At 72.6% G+C, this 19,902-nt stretch carries 20 protein-coding genes and 1 pseudogene; 8 read left to right on the forward strand and 13 right to left on the reverse strand.

Annotated features, from left to right (window positions below; translation table 11 throughout):
* The 4 genes and pseudogenes from ACWCO3_RS04520 to ACWCO3_RS04535 form a co-directional block, all read left to right on the forward strand.
* Positions 1–96: pseudogene (locus ACWCO3_RS04520) on the forward strand (ABC transporter permease); the annotation flags it as partial.
* 76 nt (positions 97–172) lie between these two features.
* Positions 173–2,656 (forward strand): ABC transporter permease, encoded by a 2,484-nt coding sequence (locus tag ACWCO3_RS04525; protein WP_450008460.1) that lies wholly within the window; start codon positions 173–175, stop codon positions 2,654–2,656.
* Position 2,657: 1 nt separating this feature from the next.
* Positions 2,658–3,653 (forward strand): ABC transporter ATP-binding protein, encoded by a 996-nt coding sequence (locus tag ACWCO3_RS04530; protein WP_145784854.1) that lies wholly within the window; start codon positions 2,658–2,660, stop codon positions 3,651–3,653.
* Positions 3,654–3,670: 17 nt separating this feature from the next.
* Positions 3,671–4,390, forward strand: coding sequence for an ABC transporter ATP-binding protein (locus tag ACWCO3_RS04535; RefSeq protein WP_145785810.1), 720 nt, complete (start codon positions 3,671–3,673; stop codon positions 4,388–4,390).
* 188 nt (positions 4,391–4,578) lie between these two features.
* Here ACWCO3_RS04535 and ACWCO3_RS04540 read toward each other — a convergent pair whose 3' ends face one another.
* Together ACWCO3_RS04540 and ACWCO3_RS04545 are read right to left on the reverse strand one after the other, a co-directional pair.
* Positions 4,579–5,178 (reverse strand): hypothetical protein, encoded by a 600-nt coding sequence (locus tag ACWCO3_RS04540; protein ID WP_450008462.1) that lies wholly within the window; start codon positions 5,176–5,178, stop codon positions 4,579–4,581.
* Between the two features lie 25 nt (positions 5,179–5,203).
* Positions 5,204–5,656, reverse strand: coding sequence for an N-acetyltransferase family protein (locus ACWCO3_RS04545; protein WP_450008464.1), 453 nt, complete (start codon positions 5,654–5,656; stop codon positions 5,204–5,206).
* 73 nt (positions 5,657–5,729) lie between these two features.
* Between ACWCO3_RS04545 and ACWCO3_RS04550 the strand changes: the two genes are divergently transcribed.
* Positions 5,730–6,242 carry an ion channel gene (locus ACWCO3_RS04550; protein ID WP_450008466.1) on the forward strand — a complete coding sequence of 171 codons (513 nt, stop codon included), beginning with the start codon at positions 5,730–5,732 and terminating at the stop codon, positions 6,240–6,242.
* Here the strand turns inward: ACWCO3_RS04550 and ACWCO3_RS04555 are convergent.
* Together ACWCO3_RS04555 and ACWCO3_RS04560 are read right to left on the reverse strand one after the other, a co-directional pair.
* The gene (locus ACWCO3_RS04555; RefSeq protein WP_357833910.1) at positions 6,169–7,740 is read right to left on the reverse strand and encodes an alpha/beta hydrolase; all 1,572 of its coding nucleotides are present in this window, start codon (positions 7,738–7,740) and stop codon (positions 6,169–6,171) included. The genes ACWCO3_RS04550 and ACWCO3_RS04555 overlap by 74 nt on opposite strands.
* Positions 7,741–7,798: 58 nt before the next feature.
* Positions 7,799–8,914: an ATP-dependent DNA ligase gene (locus ACWCO3_RS04560; protein ID WP_357934072.1), complete on the reverse strand. Its 1,116-nt coding sequence runs from the start codon at positions 8,912–8,914 to the stop codon at positions 7,799–7,801.
* A 136-nt stretch (positions 8,915–9,050) separates the two neighbouring features.
* Here ACWCO3_RS04560 and ACWCO3_RS04565 point away from each other — a divergent pair, with 136 nt between their 5' ends.
* Together ACWCO3_RS04565 and ACWCO3_RS04570 are read left to right on the forward strand one after the other, a co-directional pair.
* Complete coding sequence (locus ACWCO3_RS04565; RefSeq protein WP_450008469.1) at positions 9,051–9,263, forward strand: hypothetical protein; 213 nt, start codon at positions 9,051–9,053, stop codon at positions 9,261–9,263.
* 131 nt (positions 9,264–9,394) lie between these two features.
* Positions 9,395–9,817 (forward strand): SRPBCC family protein, encoded by a 423-nt coding sequence (locus tag ACWCO3_RS04570; RefSeq protein WP_357934075.1) that lies wholly within the window; start codon positions 9,395–9,397, stop codon positions 9,815–9,817.
* Here ACWCO3_RS04570 and ACWCO3_RS04575 read toward each other — a convergent pair.
* A complete protein-coding gene (locus tag ACWCO3_RS04575; protein ID WP_450008472.1) occupies positions 9,792–10,286 on the reverse strand; it encodes a GNAT family N-acetyltransferase in 495 nt (164 codons plus the stop codon). The genes ACWCO3_RS04570 and ACWCO3_RS04575 overlap by 26 nt on opposite strands.
* A gap of 95 nt (positions 10,287–10,381) precedes the next feature.
* On the opposite strand from ACWCO3_RS04575, the gene ACWCO3_RS04580 reads away from it, so the two are divergent.
* Entirely contained in the window at positions 10,382–10,885 is a 504-nt protein-coding gene (locus ACWCO3_RS04580; protein ID WP_145784847.1) for a DUF1990 family protein, read from the forward strand.
* A 30-nt stretch (positions 10,886–10,915) separates the two neighbouring features.
* Here the strand turns inward: ACWCO3_RS04580 and ACWCO3_RS04585 are convergent, their stop codons facing one another.
* From ACWCO3_RS04585 to ACWCO3_RS04620, 8 genes are all read right to left on the reverse strand, one after another.
* Positions 10,916–11,836 (reverse strand): DNA-3-methyladenine glycosylase family protein, encoded by a 921-nt coding sequence (locus ACWCO3_RS04585; protein ID WP_358048759.1) that lies wholly within the window; start codon positions 11,834–11,836, stop codon positions 10,916–10,918.
* A 126-nt stretch (positions 11,837–11,962) separates the two neighbouring features.
* Positions 11,963–12,610: a hypothetical protein gene (locus ACWCO3_RS04590; protein ID WP_145784845.1), complete on the reverse strand. Its 648-nt coding sequence runs from the start codon at positions 12,608–12,610 to the stop codon at positions 11,963–11,965.
* A gap of 203 nt (positions 12,611–12,813) precedes the next feature.
* Positions 12,814–13,596, reverse strand: coding sequence for an anti-sigma factor family protein (locus ACWCO3_RS04595; protein ID WP_145784844.1), 783 nt, complete (start codon positions 13,594–13,596; stop codon positions 12,814–12,816).
* On the reverse strand, positions 13,593–14,285 hold the full coding sequence (locus tag ACWCO3_RS04600; RefSeq protein WP_088990817.1) for a sigma-70 family RNA polymerase sigma factor: 693 nt from the start codon (positions 14,283–14,285) through the stop codon (positions 13,593–13,595). Before ACWCO3_RS04600 ends, ACWCO3_RS04595 begins: the two co-directional genes overlap by 4 nt.
* A 147-nt stretch (positions 14,286–14,432) precedes the next feature.
* Positions 14,433–15,290: a spermidine synthase gene (locus tag ACWCO3_RS04605; protein WP_450008475.1), complete on the reverse strand. Its 858-nt coding sequence runs from the start codon at positions 15,288–15,290 to the stop codon at positions 14,433–14,435.
* A gap of 16 nt (positions 15,291–15,306) precedes the next feature.
* Positions 15,307–16,275 (reverse strand): hypothetical protein, encoded by a 969-nt coding sequence (locus ACWCO3_RS04610; protein WP_358162774.1) that lies wholly within the window; start codon positions 16,273–16,275, stop codon positions 15,307–15,309.
* On the reverse strand, positions 16,272–18,746 hold the full coding sequence (locus tag ACWCO3_RS04615; protein ID WP_450008477.1) for an AAA family ATPase: 2,475 nt from the start codon (positions 18,744–18,746) through the stop codon (positions 16,272–16,274). The genes ACWCO3_RS04610 and ACWCO3_RS04615 overlap by 4 nt, the downstream gene beginning before the upstream one ends.
* Positions 18,746–19,894: an exonuclease SbcCD subunit D gene (locus ACWCO3_RS04620; protein WP_088990813.1), complete on the reverse strand. Its 1,149-nt coding sequence runs from the start codon at positions 19,892–19,894 to the stop codon at positions 18,746–18,748. The genes ACWCO3_RS04615 and ACWCO3_RS04620 overlap by 1 nt, the downstream gene beginning before the upstream one ends.
* Positions 19,895–19,902: the final 8 nt, after the last annotated feature.

Here is a 19,902-nt window from a genome sequence, read left to right on the forward strand (position 1 = left end):
GACGCCTGGCGCGACCTGCGCCGCAACCCGATCTTCTGGATCTCGCTGGCGCTGGTCGTCATCTTCACGCTGATGGCGCTGCTCCCCGGCGTGTTTGGTCAGCGAACCGGCTGCCCGCCGGGACCTGTCGTACACCACCGGGGTGGTCGACGCACCCCCCACGGCGACGGTCATGGGCAACGCCCGGGAACGGTTCGACGCCCTGGCCGCGACGATGCCGTCGCAAATTCGCTCGGCCGTGGCCGAGCGGTGGTACAACGCGGACATCACGCCGGCCCGAGTGGTCGGACCGGACCTCAAGGCCCGCAACCTGCTGGTCGACCTGGGCCTACGGACCCAGCCCGACATCCAGAACGCCAGCACACTCGTCGACGGGGCGTGGCCGAGCGAGACGTACGTGCCGGACCGGCCCATCGAGGTGGCGCTCGACGTCGACGTGGCCCGCAAGCTCAACCTGCGGTCCGGCAGCCAACTGCGCATCGGCAACGCCGACGACAAGGGTCGGCTCATCGACGGCGTTCCGCTGGTGGTGGCCGGGCTGTTCCGCCCGGTCGACCGTGCGAACGGCATCTGGGACGGGTTGCCACAGCTGCTGCAGATCATCGAACCGGTCGGGGACGGCCAGCCGTTCACCATCGTCGGCGTTGTCGCACAGTCGACCCTCAACAAGCGGGCCGCCGAGGGCTGGCCGGTCCAGTCGAACTGGCGGTACCGACTGGGTGTCGACCAGATCGACGCACAGAACCTGGACCAGATGATCGACGGTCTGCAGCAGATGCAGCGCGAGAAGCCGGCGGACCTCACGTTGACCCAGGGCGTCGACGTCCCGTTGCGCGCGTTCGCCGCCCAGATCAACGCCGCCCGGACCCTGCTCGCGGTGATCGCGGCCGGCGTACTGGCCACCCTGGCGGGACTCATCGTGCTCGCCGCCAGCCTCGCCATCCGACGGCGCCGCCCCGAGTTCGTGCTGCTTCGTGCCCGTGGGGGCGCGGCCACCGCCGGAGCCCGCCGCAGCCTCGCCGAATCGGTGCTGGTGGTGCCCATCGCCGCCGCGCTGGGCTGGTGGCTGGGCACCCTGTTCCCCGGTGCCCCGGACCCAACCACGCCGTACGTCATCGCGGCGACAGTGCTCGTCACGCTCGCACTGCCGCTGGCGACGTTGGCCGTACCGGCCAGCGGGGCGTCCCGACGGGACCTGATCCGGGTACGCCCATCGGCCCGCCGACTCACCGTCGAGGTCTCCCTGCTGCTGCTGGCCGGGCTCGGCGCGGTGCTGCTGCGCCGACGTGGCCTCACCCTGGGCGAGGTGGACCCGCTGCTGGTGTCGGTGCCGGTGCTGCTCGCGATCGCCGCCGCGGTGCTCGCGCTGCGGGCGTACCCCTGGCCGTTGTTGCTGGTCAGCCGGCTTGCCGCGCGGACCAGGGGCAGCGTGGCCTTCCTCGGCACGGCGCGGGCCGGTCGCGCGGCGGTCGCCGCTCCGCTGGTCGTCGTGGTGCTGGCGATCGGCACCGCCGCGTTCTGCGCGGTCGTCGCCGCCGGAGTCGACGCGAGCCGGGACCGGGCCGCCGAGCGGATCGTGCCGGCCGATGCGGTGATCCGCGGCGAGCGCTTCGCCCCCGACACGATCGACGAGCTGGGTCGCCTGCCCGGGGTTCGGGCCGTCACCCGGGTCGTGTACCAGGAGGACGAGCGGCTGGCATCCGACGAGGTCGGCACCGACGCGCGGCTCGCCCAGACGGACGTGCTGCTGGTCGACGGTTCGGGACTGGACACTGTGGCCCGCGAATCCGATGTGGACCTGTCCGTGCCGGACGCGGTGCGCACCGCTCGGCCCGGCCCGGGGCCGCTGCCCGCGATCGTCTCACCGGCGGTCGCCGCCGACCTGGCCAAGGCCGGGCTGGGCGATTCCGCCTTCATCTCGGTGCAGGGGCAACGGTACGAGTTCCGGGTGGCCGGCACCGAGGACGATTTCCCGCTGGTGTCGGAGAACGCCGATCGTTTCGTGATCCTGCCCTGGCAGGCACTCCCGACGCGGACCACCACACCCGCGCCGTCCAGCCTGCTGATCGCCGGCGACTCGCTGGACGCGGAGGCGCTGCGCCGGGCCGGCGACCAGGGGCAGGAGCGCTATCAGCGCAACGGTGCCTTCAGCGGTCGGGACCGGCTGATCGGGGTCACCGTCGACACCCGGGCGGACGTCCGCCGGGATCTCGGTGACGGCGGGGCGAACGGCGTGTTGGCGTTCGGGTTCGTGGCCGGCGCCGTCGGCGGCAGTGTGCTCGGGCTGCTCGCCATCGCGTTCACGGTGCTGGCCGGGGCGCGCGCCCGGGGTCAGGTGCTGTCCCGGCTGCGGACCCTCGGCCTGTCCCGCCGACAGTGGCGAGGGCTGCTGCTGGTCGAGTTGGCCCCGCTGGTCGCGGTGTCGGTGCTGACCGGTGCGCTGGTCGGCGCGGTGCTGCCCCTGTTGCTCAACCCGGTGCTCGGCCTGTCCGCGTTCACCAGTGGTGTGCCAGTTCAGGTGGCCTTCGAGCCCAGCCTGGTCGCCGCGGTGCTCGCGCTCGGGGCGATCGCCCTCGGCTTCGCGGTCGCCGTCGAGGCTTTGAACAACCGCCGGTTGCGCCTCGGAGAGGTGCTTCGGCTCGGAGAGGAGAGCTGAGATGACCGCTACCGCCCAGACTCCACTGGTGCCGGACCTGGCCGCCCTGCAACAGCGGGCCGCGCAACGCGCCGCCGAGCGGGCCGGCGGGCAGGACCGACTGCGTGGCCACATCGTCTGTGACGGCCTGGTGCGCATCTTCAAGACCGAGGGGGTGGAGGTGGTCGCCCTGCAAGGGCTCGACCTGGTCATCGACCGGGGTGAGCTGGTGGCGATCGTCGGTGCGTCCGGCTCGGGCAAGTCGACCCTGTTGAACATCCTTTCCGGTCTGGACACGCCGACCGCCGGCATCGCCCGGGTGGCCGACTACGACCTGCTCTCGCTGTCCGCCAAGCGGCGGCTGAGCTACCGGCGGGAGCTGGTCGGGTTCGTCTGGCAGCAGACCGGTCGCAACCTGCTGCCGTACCTCAACGCGCGGGAGAACGTGGAGCTGCCGATGGAGCTGGCCGGCAAACTGGGCCGGAAGGCCCGCCGGCAGCGGGCTGACGAACTGCTCGACATGGTCGGCGTGGGCTACTGCGCCGACCGGCGGCCGGGTCAGCTCAGCGGCGGCGAACAGCAGCGGGTCGCGGTGGCGGTGGCAGTGGCCAACGACCCGGAGGTGCTCTTCGCCGACGAGCCGACCGGCGAGTTGGACGAGGCGACCGGCGCGGACGTCTTCGGGGCGCTGCGCACCATCAACGCCGAGCTGGGCGTGACCATCGTGGTCGTCACCCACGACCACGCCGTGGCCACGCAGGTCCGTCGGACCGTCGCGATCCGCGACGGCCGGACCGCCTCCGAGGTACGCCGGACCGCTCGGATCGGCGCGGACGGCAACACCGAGCTGGTCAGCGAGGAGTACGCGGTGCTGGACCGCAACGGCCGGATGCAGCTACCGGCTGCGTTCGTCGACGCGCTCTCGCTGAAGGAACGGGTTCGGCTCGACCTGGAGCCGGACCATGTGCAGGTACGGCCCGGTGACCGGGCTTCGGACGAGCGGGGGGCACGGGCATGAGCCGTCGGGACGTGGTGATGACCGGCGCTGGCGGTTTCGGTGGTGTGCCCTCGGAGCACCCCGGCGAGGTGGTCCGGGTCAGTGGGGTGAGCCGGACCTTCGGCCGGGGCGAACGTGCCGTGCACGCGGTGCGGGACGTCTCGTTCACGGCCAACCGTGGCGAGCTGGTCGCCGTCCGGGGCCGGTCCGGCGCCGGCAAGACCACCCTGCTGAACATGGTCGGCGGGCTGGACCGGCCGGACAGCGGTCAGGTGGTGGTGGCCGGGCACGACGTCACCTCGGCCGGTGAGGCGGAGCTGCTGCGGCTGCGCCGCGGCACCGTCGGGTTCGTGTTCCAGACCTTCGGGCTGGTGCCGATCCTCTCGGCCGCCGAGAACGTGGGCGTGCCGCTGCGACTCGCGCAGGTGCCGGCCGCCGAGCGGGAGGAGCGCGTCGCGGTGCTGCTGGAGCTGGTCGGTCTGGGCGGACACGCGGCGCAACGCCCGTACGAACTGTCCGGCGGGCAGCAGCAGCGGGTCGCGGTGGCCCGCGCGTTGGCCAACGAGCCGGACCTGCTCATCGCCGACGAGCCCACCGGTCAGCTCGACTCGGAGACCGGCCGGTCCATCATGGACCTGCTGCGCGCGGTGGTACACGCCCGTGGCATGACGGCGCTGGTCGCCACGCACGATCCGGCCCTGATCGACCTGGCCGACCGGGTGCTGGTTCTGCGCGACGGCCGCCTGGTCGACGGCTGACGGACGGCGCTGGCTGAGGGCGGCGGTGTCTGCTGAGGGCGGCGGTGCTGGCTGGTGGCGGCAGTGCCGACTGAAAGCCGCTGCGCCGGGCTGTCGGCTGGTCGGGCCGGCGAGCGCGCTGACGGGCGCATGATGTCCGCGCTCGCTGTGGAGCTGATGTCGTGAACGAATCGCGGTCGGTGAATCGTTTACGGCATCAGCTCCACAGTGTCCGTGCGAGGGTGCTGCCCTGGGGCCAGCATCGGTGCCGACTCCACCCGGTCAGACCTGGTCGCCCTCAAGCTGGTCTCCCCGGAGATGGTCGCCTCCAAGCTGTGTGGCCGGTTGCCGGTTGCCGGTTGCCGGTTGTCGGGGAGCGAGCCGGCGAGCGGGATCAGCAGGCAGCCCACCAGAGCCAGCAGGGTGCCGGCGCCCGGACCGGTCGACAGCAGCGTCTCGTCGGCGTAGGGCTCGTCGGCCAGGAACAGCCAGAAGACCCCGGTGAGGCTGCCGCAGGCCAGCACGTTGGAGACCAGCATTCCCAGGCTGGCCTGCCGCCACGCCCACCGATGCCGACCACTGTTAACGAGCGACAGCACCGCGAACACGGTGGAGAGGCCCGCGAGCGGGAGTACCGGGATCAGCAGGGACGTGCCGGGGGTGTGATCCGTGCCGCTCGGGTAGACGGAACGCCAGGCGGGCAACGAGAAGGCGCAGGCGACCAGGAGGACACCGACAGCCAGGAGCGCCCCGGCCGCCCGCCGCCGTGTGCGCGTCCGCGCGGTGCCGGGCGACGTCGGCGCGCTCATGGGCCGACACTAATGCCGGCTCTGGTCAGAGAGCGAGCTTCATGCCCTCGTGACTGGCTACGAAGCCCAGGCCCAGGTAGAAGCGGTGCGCGTCCGCGCGGGTCTTGTCGGTGGTGAGCTGCACCAGGGCGCAGCCGCGCTGCCGGGCCTGGTCGATCGCCCACGCCATCAGGTCCCGGCCCAACCCTTGGCCGCGACGGTCGGAGCGGATCCGGACCGACTCGATCAGTGACCGCTCGCTGCCGTGCCGGCCGAGGCCCGGGATGTAGGTGATCTGCAGGCAGCCGACCAGTTCAGCGTGCTGTTCGGCCACGATGAGCTGGTTGCGCGGGTCCGCGGTGATGTCGGCGAACGCCTTCTCGTAGGCCTCGTCGACAGCGGTGAAGTCGCGGGCCTTGCCCAGGACGTCGTCGGCGAGCAGGGCGATGACGGCGGGCAGGTCAGCCCGGACCGCCTCCCGGTAGGTCACGTCGGTCATGCGGTGAGCCTGGCACAGCGAACCTGACCGATGGGTCTGCGCCACTTGCGGTCGACGGGCAGCATGGGGCGGCATGGAGCTAGTGCTGCTGCCGTTCCGCTGGACATACCGGGCGTTGGTGTGGTTCGCCAACTCGCCCCGCACGCTGATCACCTCGTACCTGCTGATGATCGTGGTGGCCGGGGTCATCTACGGGGAGGTCGAGCAGCGCAGCCCGGCCGACGCCGTCTGGTGGGCGGTGGTGACCGCCTCCACCGTCGGATACGGCGACATCTCCCCGACGACCTGGGCGGGCCGCACACTGGCCGCGCTGCTCATCTCGACCATGGTGCTGCTGGTCATCCCGCTGATCACCGCGCACTTCGCGAGCCGGCTCATCGTCGACGACAACGCCTTCGAGCATGAGGAGCAGGAGCAGCTCAAGGCGGACGTGCGCCGGATGCGGGCGCTGCTGGAGGAGCTGGCCACCCGGCAGGGGATCGATGTGCCCCCACTGCCGCCGACCCAGCCGGTCAGCGGGCCGGGCAGCGCAACCCTTCCCGGGGGACGGTCAGGTCGAGCAGGTACGCGTCGACCGCGTTGGTGATGCAGGAGGTCTGCGGGTAGGCGGTGTGCCCCTCGCCCTCCCAGGTGAGCACGCGGCCGACGCCCAGCATCGACGCCAGGCGCGGGGTCTGCTCGTAGGGCGTCGCCGGGTCTCCGGTGGTGCCGACCACCACGATCGGCGGTGCGCCGTTCGCCTTGCCGGTCGGGTACGGGTCACGCCCGCCCGGCCACTCGACGCAGCTCAGCATGCCCACCGCGAGAGCCGGCCCGAACAGCGGATATTTTCCACGCCACTCCGACTGCAACTGCCGGATCTGCTCCCGGCTCGGCTTCTCCGTCTCGTCGGCGCAGTTGATGGCCAGGTTGGCGTCGAACAGGTTCGAGTAGTGGCCGTCGTCCTCCCGGCCGGCGTACGAGTCGGCGAGCCGGAACACGTCCTTCGGGTCGCCCTCGCCCAGCCGGTCGATCGCCTGGGCCAGCTCCTGCCAGCCGGACTCGGTGTAGAGCGACGAGATGACCGCGTAGAACACCCAACCGGCGGTGGCCTCCCGGCCGTCGCTCCCGCGTACCGGAGAGACCTTGGCCTTGTCGATGGCCGAGGTCACCGCGGCGCGCGCGTCCGGCGCGACCGGGCAGCGGCCGGCGTTCGCCGCACACCAGCGGGTGAAGTTGGTGAAGGCCCGTTCGAAGCCGCGGGCCTGGCTCTCCGAACCCTCCACCAGCCGCTGCTGCGGGTCGACCGCGCCGTCGAGCACCAGCGCCCGCACCCGCTGCGGATAGAGCTGGGCGTACGTGGCGCCGAGCAGGGTGCCATACGAGTAACCGAGGTAGGTGAGCTTGTCATCGCCCACTGCGGCACGCACCGCGTCCATGTCACGGGCGGCCTGCTCGGTGCCGTACAGCGGCAACTGGTCGCCGTACCGGTCGCCGCAGCCGCGCCCGATCCGCTGACTCAGACCGACGAAGTCGTCGAACGCCGTCTGGCTCGTCGGGTCCGGGTCGAAGCCGAAGCTGGCGTCCAGGTCTGCGTCGGAGATGCACTTCACCGGGCTGGACCGGGAAACCCCACGCGGGTCGAAGCCGACGATGTCGAAGCGGTCGGTGATCGAGGTGGGCAGCCCGCCGAACTGGGTGCCGAAGGACAGGTAGACAGCGGTGTCGACGCCGGACCCGCCCGGGCCGCCCGGGTTGACCACCAACGAGCCCACCCGGTCGCGCTGCTTGGTGGACCGGGCGCGCAGCAGGGCGATCTCGAAGGTCTGCCCGGCACCCGGGCCGGCCGTCGCCCCGGCGCCGGTGCCCCAGTCGCGCGGCACCGCGATCCTGGCGCACTCGTAGCGCATGTCCGGAGCACCACGCCCGACCAGCTCCTCGGGCACCTCCGGGCAGGGCCGCCAGGTCGGCGTGCTGCCGGTCGGCGCGGCTTCGCCCTGCACCTCGGTGCGCGGCGCGAACGCCGGCAGAGTGCAGCCGGCGGTGAGGAGCGCGGCGACGACGAAGGCGGCAAGGGTGCGCCGGGCCCGGCGACGGGACGCCATCCGAGAGCGGTCGGCGGTGCGGGTCACGTGATCCTCCGAGATCGGGTCGACGGCCAGGCTACGCCGCGCCGGTGGCGGCCCGGTCCACGGTGGCCGTCGGATCGCCGCGCAGCACCTGGTCCACATCGAAGCGGATCGGGCGGTCGAGCTGGTCGTAGCGGCAGGATCGGGGATCGCGGTCCGGGCGCCAGCGGACGAACTGGGCGGTGTGCCGGAACCGCTCGCCCTCCATCGCGTCGTAGCCCACCTCGACCACCAGCTCCGGGCGCACCGGCTCCCACTCCAGGTTCTTCGTGCCGGTCCACCTGCTCACGCCACCCGGGATGCGTTGGCCGCGTTCGTGATCGCCGTGCACCCACGGGTGCTCGCCGCCGATGTCCCGGTAGGGCGCCAACTCGTCGAGCAACTCGGCCCGGCGAGCCATGCTGAACGACGCGCTGACCCCCACGTGGTGCAGGACCCCGGAGTCGTCGTAGAGGCCGAGCAGCAGCGAGCCCACCACCGGGCCGGACTTGTGCCAGCGGAAACCGGCCACCACGGCGTCGGCGGTGCGGGCGTGCTTGACCTTGAACATGAGCCGTTTGCCCGGCTCGTACGGCAGGTCGGCCGGCTTGACGATCAACCCGTCCAGCCCGGCGCCCTCGAAGACGTCGAACCACCGACGGGCAGTGTCCGGATCGGTGGTGACCTGGGTGACGTGCACCGGCGGCCGCACCCCGGCCAGCGCCTCGACCAACCGCTCCCGGCGGCGCGGGTAGGGCTGGTCGAGCAGGGCCTCGTCACCGATCGCCAACAGGTCGAACGCCACGAAGTCGGCCGGAGTGGTCTCGGCCAGCATCTTGACCCGGGACGCGGCCGGGTGCACGCGCTGGGCCAGCAGCTCGAAATCCAGTCGGGGCTGACCGCTCGGCCCGTCGCGGCGGATCACGATCAGCTCACCGTCGACAGCGCACCGCTCGGGCAGCTGCCGTCGGGCCTGCTCGACGACCTCGGGGAAGTAACGGGTCATCGACTTGCCGCCCCGGCTGGCCAGCTCGACCTCGTCGCCGTCGCGGAACACGATGCACCGGAAACCGTCCCACTTGGGCTCGTAGGTCACCCCGGGCGTGGTGGGCAGCTTGGGAACGCTCTTGGCCAGCATCGGCTCGACCGGAGGGTTGATCGGCAGGTCCACGGCGACCAGTCAATCAGACGGTACCGACAGCCGTGAGGCAGATCACCGTGGGTCGCGGGGTGGCGTGTCCGCCGCTGCGCCTCCTCGTCCTGACCGACCGAATCGAATAACCGCAGGTCAGAGCTACTTTCGCGAGGTGTCCGAGTGGGTTTGTGACTGCTGTGGGCGGTGGCGGGTGAGCGTCGAGCTGATCCGGGGCCGCTACCGCTACCGGCTGACCCGCCGTTACCCGGCGCGGTTCGGCGGCGGGCGCAACGTGCTCGGCGAGGTCGGTTCGGTGCCGGAGCTGGAGGAACTGCTGCGTCGGCGTACCCCGTTGAGCCTGGCCGACCTGCGCGAAGCCGCCTGATCCCACCCGCCAGCGGTCAGACGGCCCGGAGGATGACCGACCACCCGGCGGATTCCGGCGTCACGATCCACCCGGCAGCCTCGTCTGCATGCGTGGCGGACGCCGGACGGCGCCGCCGGGGAGGGGACGCGATGCGGTTCGAGGCCGATACGGAGATCGACGCCGACGTCGAACACGTCTGGGCGGTGCTCGTCGACGTGCCACGCTGGCCGGAGTGGACGGCCTCGGTGTCCCGCGCCGAGCGTGGCGAGCCGGGACCGCTCGCCGTCGGCGCGACCGCACGACTGACGCAGCCGAAGCTGCGGCCGGCGGTGTGGCGGGTCACCGAGCTGACCGAGCGGCAGGGGTTCGTCTGGGTCTCCGACACGGCGGGCGTGCGGACCACGGCGGAGCACCGATTGCTGCCGCTGCCCGACGGGCGCACCCGCGTCGAACTTGCCTTCGACCAGTCCGGGCCGCTGGCCGGCCTGATCGGCTGGCTGTACGGCGGGATGCTCCGCCGCTACGTGCGGATGGAGGCCGACGGGCTCAGGCGTCGGAGCGAGCAGGGCTGACCGCCGGCTTCTTCAGCACGGCCAACGGGACACCGTTCGGGTCCGGCCGGTGTGCCACGATCCGGTAGCCGTGCCGCTGGTACAGCTGCAGGTTTCGGGCGCTGTCCGCGCCGGTGAACAGGGTGAACCAGGCCACCTGCCCGGCGCACGCCTCCTCGATCGCCGTGAGCAGCCGGGCGCCGACACCCCGACCCTGCTGGTCCGGGGCAACCGAGAGACGCCCCACGTGCGCGGTGTCCTCGACCAGGTGGGCCCGCACCGAGCCGACCAGCCGGTGCCCCCGCCGGGCGGCGAGGACGACGTCCGGGCCGGTCAACACCGCCACCACCTCGTCCAGCGTCTCGGTCAACGGCGGCAGGAACGGGTCTGCGTAGTGCTGCGCCTCGGTCAGGTACGCGGCCCGCTGCACGGTGAGGATCTCACCGGCGTCCGCGACACCGGCCCTGTCGATGATCGCCTCGACGCTCATCGACGTAGCACACCACAACCGCCGTCAGCGCCGACCGGCGGCCAGGCCACGCCGACCGTACGCTGGCGGTGTCCGGTCGAGGTCGAGGGGGAGTGGTGGCCGAGCTGACGTACCCGCAGGTGGGGGCGACCCGGCACGGGCCACTGCCCGGCGGCTACCACCACCTGCGCCACCGGTCCCCGTTGCCGGCCGGCTGCTTCGAGACCGCGGCGGAGGCGGTGCTGAGCTGGCGGCTGCATCGCGCCGCCGGCGTCCGGATGCGTACCGACGCCCCGCGAGCCACCGAGGGAGTGCTGGTGACCGCCGGTCTGGGCCTCGGCCCGGCCCGCCTCTGGGGGGCGTGCCAGGTGGTCTGGAGCGAGGACTCGGCCACGCTCGCCGGCTTCGGCTACGGCACACTGCCCGGACACCCGGAGCGGGGCGAGGAGGCGTTCGTGGTCGGCCGCGAGGACGACGGCGCGGTCTGGTTCGAGGTACGCGCGTTCAGCGTGCCGGACCGCTGGTTCACCCGTGCCGGGGGTCCGGCGGTCCGGTTCGTGCAGCACACGTACGCGTGGTGGCTCGGCCGTACCCTGCGCCGACTCTGCTCGGGCCGCTGACGCACCACGCCGGGACGCCCGCCGTTCGCGTCAGTAGCGGGCGAACGAGCGGATCGGGGCACGGGGGCCGTACTTCGGGGCCTGGATGCCGGCGGCCTCCAGCAGCAGACACACCCGGCCCCGGTGGCCCCGGAACGGCTCCAGCAGGGCCACCATCCGGGCGTCGTCGCCCCTCGGTTCGCCGGCGAGCGCCCAGGCGACAGTGTTCGGGATGTGGAAGTCGCCGACGCTCACCGCGTCCGGATCCCCGTACGCGATCCGGACCACCTCGGCGGCCGTCCACGGCCCGATGCCCGGGATGGCGGTCAGCCGACGGGTGGCGTCGGCGGCGTCGGCGCTGCGCTCCAACCGGTCGGCGAGCGCTGCGGCGCGCCGCAGCGTGTCCGCCCGGCGCTGCTCGACTCCGAACGGGTGGAACACCCAGTACGGGGTGGCGGCCACCGCGGCGGCCTCGGGTGGCAGGAGCAGCGGCTGCAACGGACCCGGTGCCGGTTCCCGGAAGTGCCGCACGGTCGCCGAGTACGCCCGGTACGCCTCCTTGCCGGTGACCTTCTGCTCGAAGATCGCGCGCAGCAGCCGGGGGAAGACCTGCCCGGTCGTCGGCATCCGTAGCCCTCGGTGCTCGCGGGCCAGCCGGGCGACCAGGGGATGTGCCGCGGCCAGTTCGGCGAAGCCGGTCAGGTCGTCACGAAGCCCGGCGATCGCGTCGGCGCGGTCCAGCACGTGCTGGGCGCCCGGCCCGTAGGCCTCCGCCAGCAACTCGCCACCGGCGGACCGCAGGGCGAGGGTCGCCGGGCCGTCCGGGGTGCGGGTGGCCCACCAGAAGGTGCCGGCGGCGACACGGGCGCACGGGTCGTACGGGCTGAACGTGAGCGCACGGACCGAGGCCGCCAGCCGGTATCCGACCGGGGGATGAAACACCCTGGTCGCGGCGGGTTCGGTAGCGGTCACCCGCCCACTCTGCCACGTGCCGGACGGGACGTCGGCACCACCGGTGTGCCGACGTCCCGCGTACGACCGGTGGTCGGCCGCGCCCTCCCCGGCGACGACCGACCACCGTGACTCGTGGTGTGGGTTCTAGTACGAGTAGCCCGAACCCCCGGAGTCGCTCGCGCCGCTGTCCGACGGCGGGGCGACCGGCTTCGGCGTGGAGGTGGGCAGGCAGCTCAGGTTCTTCTTGCCGTCCGGCTGGACCACGAACCAGGTGCCACCGACGGCCTGGCCCTTCCACTGGCCGGGCTTCTTGTCACCGATGTAGCGGTACACGGGCCACCCACCGATGGTCAGCTGCCGGGTGCCGTCCTGGCGGGTCACGCTGCTGACCTTGTCGTCGGAGACGCCGGTGAGCTGCGGGTTGCCATCGGTCAGCGCCGGGGGCCACACCTCGGCGCACTTGTCGACGCAGTTCGACGACGGCGGGTCGGCGGTGTCCTTGTCGAAGCGGTAGAGGATCCAGCCGTCCTCGTCGGTGACCACCTTGCCCATCCGGGCGACGCTCTTGCCGGTCAACTTCTCGGTCAGTTCGACGTTCGCGGGCGGCGCGTCGGCGGCCGGCGCCTCCGCGGACGCCGAGGCCTCCGGTACGACCGACGCGGTGGGCTCGGCCGCGGCGACGGCGACCGGCTCGACCGCGCTTGAGTTCGCGGGGTCGTAACCTGCGGGAGCGCAGGCCGTAAGTGCGACCATCGCGCTCGCGACGATGACGGACCGCTTCATCTGTGCCACGTGCCCTCCTCATTCTTGGCAGTTCACCCATAGGTACGGGATCTGGGCTGTCAAGGTTGAAGAAGTAACAGTGGTCAATTTCACGTTCTTTGATTGAACCGAATCGGATGGAAATCCGTACGCCCCTGCACGGCGGTCTTCCCACAACGACAGATCGGCACCGGTCATTGTGCTAATGACCGGTGCCGATACGGTACGCGAGACTACATGGGCACGGTGACCAGCGGACTCGCCACACCGTTGGCGTCGACCGACTGCACCTGGAGTTGCTTGATGTCAGCCACCACAGCAGACGTCGAGGCGCTCAACTCAAGACCCTGCGGGCGGGCATTGGTGCCGTAGCCACCATCCGGAACCGACCAGGTCGAAATCACCTCGGGGTCGGCGTTCTTGCGCACCACCACCAGCCGGCAGACACGCGGGCCGGGCAACTTCCGCAGGCTGAAATTGATCCGGGTGCCGTAGTCCCGCTTCACCAGGAACACGGTGGTCTGGACACCAGTCGTCGGGTCGGTCGCGTCGACCTGGTCACCCTCCTCCTCGGTGCCACCCACACCCGGCCCACTCGGCGGAGCCGTCGGCCCACCCGTCTGCGGGTCGCTCGGAGCACTCGGCGTCGAATCGGCGAGCACCCCCGGCGCCGGATCGTTGCCCGTCACGCTGACGAACCCGTACCCGGTCAGACCGCCGAAGACCACCACCGCGGCGGCGGTCGCCAACATCTGACGGAACCGGGTACGCCGACGGTCGGCCCGGACCGCGCCCAACGTCCGGTTCAACAGCGCCGGGTCGGTGGCGGTCTGCTCCATCGCCATCATCGTCTCGCCGTCGATGTCGGAGAGCAGCCCCACCACCGGAACCATCGTCTCCAACTCCGCCGCGCACGCCCAGCAGGTAGCGAGATGCTCCTCGAACCGCTCGGTGTCCTGCTCGTCGAGCACGCCGAGCGCGTACGCCGCGACGTCCATGTGGTCCGGCCGGCTCATTCTGTCACCCCCCGCTCCTGCAGAGCCGTACGCAGCGCGCGCAGCGCGTAGTAGACCCTCGACTTGGCCGTGCCGAGCGGCAGCCCCAACTCCTCGGCGGCCTCCGGCACCGTCCGCCCCCGGAAGTACGTCGAGATCAGGATCTCCCGGTGCGACTGACTGAGCGTACGCAGGGCGTCCGCCACCGTCATCGTGCGTAGCACCCGGTCGGTGCTGTCCGCCTCGGCGAACGCGGTGAGGTCCCGGTCGTACGTCTCCGGCGGCCGGGCCTCCTGGCTGCGGTGCTCGTCGATGGCGATCCGTCGGGCCACCGTGACGAGCCACGGTCGCAACGAGCCCTGCCCCTGGGTGCCCAGGCGGTGCGCGTTGCGCCAGGCCCGCAGCAGCGTCTCCTGGACGATGTCCTCCGCGCGCTGCCGGTCCCCCCCGGTGAGACGCATGACGAACATCAGTAGTGGACCAGCGTGCTCCGCGTAGAGCAGCTTGATCAGTTGGTCGGAATGGCTGGCCTCGGTTGTCGTCGCCTGATGGCGTCCGGGCGCCGGTCGCGGCGTCACCGGACCATTCTGGCGAGACGTCGCGCGCGCGTCGACCCCCCGGGCAGACGAGGTCGGCCGCGACGAGGACCGCGCCGACAACCAGTCAGCGCGTACCGCGTCGCCATGCCAGCCGGCCGCCACCGCATGCATGCAGACCTCCGGGGGTTTCCGTCACCAACGTCGGCCCACGAGGCGGGCCGCCCGGTGGTACGCACCGCCGCCCCGAACGGATCAACGAACCGCGGAAAAAAAATTCTGCGTCGCTGTCGGAGCGCACAGTCAGTGCGCGGCGGACGGTCAGCGGCGTACCGAGAACAGCCCCGGCGGAGGGGGATCGGACCCTGTCGCGTCGGCGTCCCGGACGAGTTGCGCACCGCCGGCGAAGCGCTCCAACTCGTCGCCGGCCACCACCCGACCCGGGAACCAGTCGCCGGCAGCGCGCCGGGTCAGCTCCGGCACTGGCGGTGTGGTCCGCCCGGCGACCAGCACCAGGTTCCCGTACCGGCGGCCACGCAGCACCGCCGCGTCCCCCACCAGACATGCCTGCGGCAGCACCGAGCGGACCGTGGCGACCTGCCCGCGCGCGTGCCGCAGCGGCGGACCGTCGGCCAGATTCGCCAGATACCAACCCGCGGGGCGGAGCACCCGGGCCACCTCCGCCGCGTACTCCACCGACGTGAGATGAGCCGGGGTACGCGCACCGGCGAACACGTCGGCGACCACCACGTCGAAGCTGGCATCCCGGGTGGAGGCCAGCACGGCCCGGGCGTCCTGCACCCGGACCCGCAGCCGCGCGTCGGACGGCCACGGCAACGCCCGGCGCACCAACTCCACCAATGCACCGTCCACCTCGGACACCCGCTGGGTCGATCCGGGCCGGGTGGCGGACACGTACCGGGGCAGGGTCAGGGCCCCGCCACCCAGGTGCAGCACCCGCAACGGCTCACCGGCCGGCGCGATCAGATCCACTGCGGCGGCGAGCCGCCGGACGTACTCGAACTCCAGATGGGTGGGATCGGTCAGGTCCACATGCGACTGCGGCGCGCCGTCCAGCAGCAGCGTCCACGAACCCGCCCGGTCCGGGTCCGGAACGAGTTCCGCCTGCCCGGTGTCCACCTGCTCGACCACCCGGTCAGCCGCCCGTTTACGTCCCATCGCGACAGGTACCCGTCTACCGCGCCGCGCGGGCCGCGGCGGTCAACGCGCGGTGCAGCAGCCGGGAGTCGCCGAGCAGGGCACGCAACCGTCGTTCCAGACCGGCGATCGGGATCAGGTTCTGTGGAGCCCGCGGATCCTTGTACGGCGTGGAGGCGAAACGCGGCAGGGTGACCAGCGACAGATCGGCCAGCTCGATCGCCGCCTCGACGGGCAGGTCGGCCGAGCACTCCACCCGGACGATGCCCGCCCACGGCGCGCCGATCGCCACCGGCAGCCGCAAATACCACGACCAACCACCCCAGGCGGTGCCGAGCCGGAACACCGGCGAGCGCTCACCCGACGCCAGCCCGACCACCACCGCCGTCAGCCGCGCATCGAGGTACTGGCTGTGCTGGGTCTTGATGTAGCCCAACGTGCGCGGCAACTGCCGGCGACTCCGCAACGGGCCGTCCACCACCAGCAGGTCACCGTCGACCCGGGCGGCGTCGGACACGGCCACCTCCAACGCCGTCAGCGGACCTTGCACCGCCGCTGGCAACTTCCCCAGCTCACCGGTGCCACCCACCCGGTGCACCGGATAGCGGATCGCACCCGCCACCACGTCCTGCGCCGACGGGCTCGCCGTGAACAGACCCCGACCGACCCGGGTGCCGGCCAGCTGCGCCGCCCCCCGGCCCAGGTCGCACCGCACCACCCCGGCCGCGTACGAGGCGGCCAGCCCGGGGAACGACCCGCCGTCCGCCTCCGCCGTCCAGATGCTCGCGTCGATCCGGCGAACCCCGTCGACCAGCAGCACCACGTCGGGCGCGCGGACCCCCTGGCGTACCCCGATCGCCCGCCAGTCCACAGCGGGCAGCTCCGCGTCCGCGTCGACCTGCGCGCTGCTCGGCGCGGCAGGCCCGGCGGCGGACGCCTCGAACGACGCCCCGTACGCCGGATCCCACGAGTCGACGAAGAACGCGGCGTCGCCCCGCACGCTCACCGGCCCGTCCGTTCGATCCGCGACGAACGCGCGTCCTTACGCACCTCGAAGCGGACCGGAATCCGCTCGGCCAGCGCCGGCACGTGTGTGACCACACCGACCATCCGGTCGCCCCTCGCGGCCAGGTTCTCCAGGGTGGCGGCCACCGTGTCCAGGGTGGCCGCGTCGAGCGTGCCGAAGCCCTCGTCCAGGACGATCGACTCCAGACTCGCCGCCGTTGTCGACATCCCGGCGAGCTGCTCGGAGAGCGCCAACGCCAACGCCAACGACGCCTGGAACGTCTCACCGCCGGACAGGGTGCGCACGCCCCGGCGCAACCCCGCGTCGTGGTGGTCGACCACGAGGAACTCGCCCTTGTCGTGCACCAGCTCGTACTGGCCGGACGACAGCTCCCGCAGGATCCCCGACGCGCCGTCGACGAGCAGGTCCAACGCCTCCGCCAGCAACCAGCGCTCGAAGTTGTTGGCCCGCAGGTGCCCGGCGAGCGCACGCGCCACCTGCGCCTCCCGCTCGTGCACGGACCGCTGCTCGCGCAGCGCCCCGGCCTGCTCGCGCCGCTCGCGCAGCCGTCGCCGGTCGGCGTCGGCCCGCTCCACAGCGACCGTCGCGGCGTGCACCGGATCGTCACCGACCGGCACGTCGACGGCCGCGAACCGGTCGGCGATGTCGCGCTGCACGGCGCCAGCCACCGCCTCGGCCTCGGTCACCGCCAACGCCCGACCGGCTCGGTCGGCGCGGCGGCGGTCCGCCTCGGTGGTCGCCCATCCGGTCAGCGTGGCCCACGCGGCGGCAACGTCCTCCCGATCGGTCGCCGGCGGGCCGAACCGGGCCAACCCGTCGCGGGAGGTGTCGAAGGCCCGCCATGCCGCCCGCAACCGCTCCTCGGCGGCGTCCACCCCCGCCCGCGCCTGGCGCGCGGCCTCACGGCCGGACCGAACCGCTGTCGCCGCCTCCTCCAACGCTCCCCGCAACCGGGCGTGCTCGGCCAACACCCGGCGCAACACGGCCGGCTCCGCCGCGCCGTCGAGCTGACCGTCCAGCTCGGCCAACCGGGCGTCCACCTGCTCCTGCCGGGCCCGCGCCTGCACCAGCAGCCGCTCCAGGTCACGCGCTGCCGCGTCGCGCTGCTGCACCGTCGCCTGCGCCGCCTTGGTCGCGGTCCGCGCCGCCTTGCCCGCCGCCGTCGCGGCCGCCACCGCCGAGTCGGCCGGCACGTCCGGCACCCGCGTCACCGGCTGTTCGCAGACCGGGCAGGGCGCGCCGGCATGCAGGTGCACTCGCAAACTGACCGCCAGGTCGGTGGCCTTGGCCTCCTCGTGCGCCCGGAACGCCGCCTCCAACTCGGCGTCGGCCCGCTCGGCCGCCACACGGGCCTCGGCCAGCGCGGCCACCGCCGTGGCGTGCTCGTCGTTCGCCGCGCCCACCGCCGCCCGGACCGTGTCCGCCTCGCCGGACAACCGGTCCCGATCGTCGTACGCCCGCAGGAGCAGCCGCGCCGCGCTCTCGTCGCCGGCACCGGCCAGCTCCCCGCGCAGCTTCTCCTCCCGCTCCTCCGCCAACGACACAGCGGTCGCCGCGGCCTCGGCCTCCGCCCGCGCCGCGGTGACCGCGCGCGCCACCTCGGCCACCCCGCCCGGCGCGCGTACCCCGGTCAGCACCCGCAACTCGTCGTCGAGGGCGGTCAGCGCCGCCGCCGCCTCCCGTGCGGCGGCCCGAGCCGCCGTCAGCTCCGGCACCGCCGCCGTCACCGCCGCCGACAGCTCCGCCATCCGCTCGACCCGCGCATCGGCCTCGGCCAACGCCTCGTCGTCCACGCCGGTGAGCCCGGCGAGCACCTGGTCGACCGCGTCGAGTTTGGCGTCCGCCTGCGTGGCCCGCGCCGTCGCCCGCTTCTGCACGTCCTCGTAGACGCCCAGGCCCAGCAGGTTGACCAGGATCTGCTGCCGCGTCGCCGGCTTCGCGTGCAGGAAATCGGCGAACTGCCCCTGCGGCAGCACCACGCAGCTGGTGAACTGCTCGTACGGCAGCCCCACCGCGTCCAGCACCGCCTGCTCCATCTCGGCGGGGGTGCCCGCCACCACCTCACCGAGGTCGTCCGGACTCAGACCGGTGTCCAGTTTGGTGACGTCGAAGCCCGCCGGCATCAACTGCAACCCGGCGTTCGCGGTCTTGACGTTGCCCCGGCCGTCCCGGCGGACGACCCGGGTCGCGACGTAGCGGGCCCCACCGGACTCGAAGACCAACCGCACCCGCGCCTCGGTCGCCGACGGCGCGAGGGCGTTGGCCAACCCCCGTGCGCCACCCCAGCGGGGCACCATGCCGTAGAGCGCGAAGCAGATCGCGTCCAGCACCGTGGACTTGCCCGAACCGGTCGGGCCGATCAGGGCGAAGAAGTCGGCGTCCGTGAAGTCGACTGTCGTCTCGTCCCGGAAGACCGTGAAGCCGGCCATGTCCAAGCGCATCGGACGCATCAGTGCTCGACCTCCTCGAAGAGCTCGTCGAAGAGTTCCTGGACCCCCTCGTCGGCGTGACCCCGACTGTCCAGATAGTCGGCGAACAACTCCCGGGGCGAACGCCCCGACCGCTGTGCGATGCGGGCGCCGCTGCCCGGCGCGGCCAACAGCTCCGGGTCGATCCGGATCTCCAACGCCCGGGGCAGCAACTCCTGCACCTCCTCGCGCAGGCCGGCGCGGGGTTGCTCCCGCACGTACACCCGCAGCCAGGCGTCCGGCGCCTCGATCTCGGCGAGCTGGGCCAGGGTGCCCCGCACCGTCCGCAGCGCGCTCGCCGCCGTCACCGGCACCTCCCGCACCCGGGCGGCCGTGCTGGCCGTCACCTCGACGATCGTCACCGACGGGACGTTCTCCTGCTCGCCGAAGTCGACAGCCAGAGGGCTGCCGCTGTAGCGCACCGGGCAGGGGCCGATCACCCGCTGCGCCCGGTGCAGGTGGCCCAACGCCACGTAGTGCGCTGTCGCCGGGAAGACGGTGGCCGGCACGGCGTAGCCCAGCACCGTGTGCGCGTCGCGTTCGCCGCCACCGGTGGACGCGCCCGTCACCGTCAGGTGCGCGGTGACCAGGTGCACCCGGTCCGGTTCGGTGAAACCCTCGGTCAGTCGCCCCAGCACCCGGCCCAGGTGGTCGGCGTACGTCTGGTTGGTCTCCGCCGCGGTCAGCTCGTACATCTCCAGCGCGCGCACCGCGTACCGCTGGGACAGGAACGGCAGCGCGGCCAGCCGCCACCGCTCGCCGCCGGCGGTGGTGCCATCGATGACGTGCTCATCCGGGTTTTCCCGCACCCCGCCGCGCAGCGTGATGCCGGCGGCCTCGGCCCACGGGCGGAGCGCGTCCAACGCGGGCCCGTTGTCGTGGTTGCCACCGATCGCCACCACGTCCGCGCCGGTGCGGCGCAGCGCCGTCAACGCCCGGGTGACCAGCCGGGTCGCCTCCGAGGTGGGCGCGGCGGTGTCGTAGAGGTCACCGGCGACGATCACCAGATCCGGCTGCTCGGCACGGGCGATATCGATCACCCCGGCCAGCACCGCCTTGTGCTCCTCGGCCCGGGACTGCCCCTTGAGCACCTTTCCCACGTGCCAGTCGGAGGTGTGCAGGATCTTCATGGCTGTTG

It is taken from the genome of Micromonospora sp. NPDC002411 (assembly GCF_053592955.1).

Coding starts and splice junctions, on each gene's coding strand:
- ACWCO3_RS04600 (WP_088990817.1), bottom strand. CDS start 14,285: ATGCATGCGGTGGCGGCCGGCTGGCATGGCGACGCGGTACGCGCTGAC.
- ACWCO3_RS04620 (WP_088990813.1), bottom strand. CDS start 19,894: ATGAAGATCCTGCACACCTCCGACTGGCACGTGGGAAAGGTGCTCAAG.
- ACWCO3_RS04545 (WP_450008464.1), bottom strand. CDS start 5,656: ATGACCGACGTGACCTACCGGGAGGCGGTCCGGGCTGACCTGCCCGCC.
- ACWCO3_RS04525 (WP_450008460.1), top strand. CDS start 173: ATGGGCAACGCCCGGGAACGGTTCGACGCCCTGGCCGCGACGATGCCG.
- ACWCO3_RS04605 (WP_450008475.1), bottom strand. CDS start 15,290: ATGGGACGTAAACGGGCGGCTGACCGGGTGGTCGAGCAGGTGGACACC.
- ACWCO3_RS04555 (WP_357833910.1), bottom strand. CDS start 7,740: ATGGCGTCCCGTCGCCGGGCCCGGCGCACCCTTGCCGCCTTCGTCGTC.
- ACWCO3_RS04530 (WP_145784854.1), top strand. CDS start 2,658: ATGACCGCTACCGCCCAGACTCCACTGGTGCCGGACCTGGCCGCCCTG.
- ACWCO3_RS04570 (WP_357934075.1), top strand. CDS start 9,395: ATGCGGTTCGAGGCCGATACGGAGATCGACGCCGACGTCGAACACGTC.
- ACWCO3_RS04540 (WP_450008462.1), bottom strand. CDS start 5,178: ATGAGCGCGCCGACGTCGCCCGGCACCGCGCGGACGCGCACACGGCGG.
- ACWCO3_RS04535 (WP_145785810.1), top strand. CDS start 3,671: ATGACCGGCGCTGGCGGTTTCGGTGGTGTGCCCTCGGAGCACCCCGGC.
- ACWCO3_RS04550 (WP_450008466.1), top strand. CDS start 5,730: ATGGAGCTAGTGCTGCTGCCGTTCCGCTGGACATACCGGGCGTTGGTG.
- ACWCO3_RS04595 (WP_145784844.1), bottom strand. CDS start 13,596: ATGAGCCGGCCGGACCACATGGACGTCGCGGCGTACGCGCTCGGCGTG.
- ACWCO3_RS04615 (WP_450008477.1), bottom strand. CDS start 18,746: ATGCGTCCGATGCGCTTGGACATGGCCGGCTTCACGGTCTTCCGGGAC.
- ACWCO3_RS04575 (WP_450008472.1), bottom strand. CDS start 10,286: ATGAGCGTCGAGGCGATCATCGACAGGGCCGGTGTCGCGGACGCCGGT.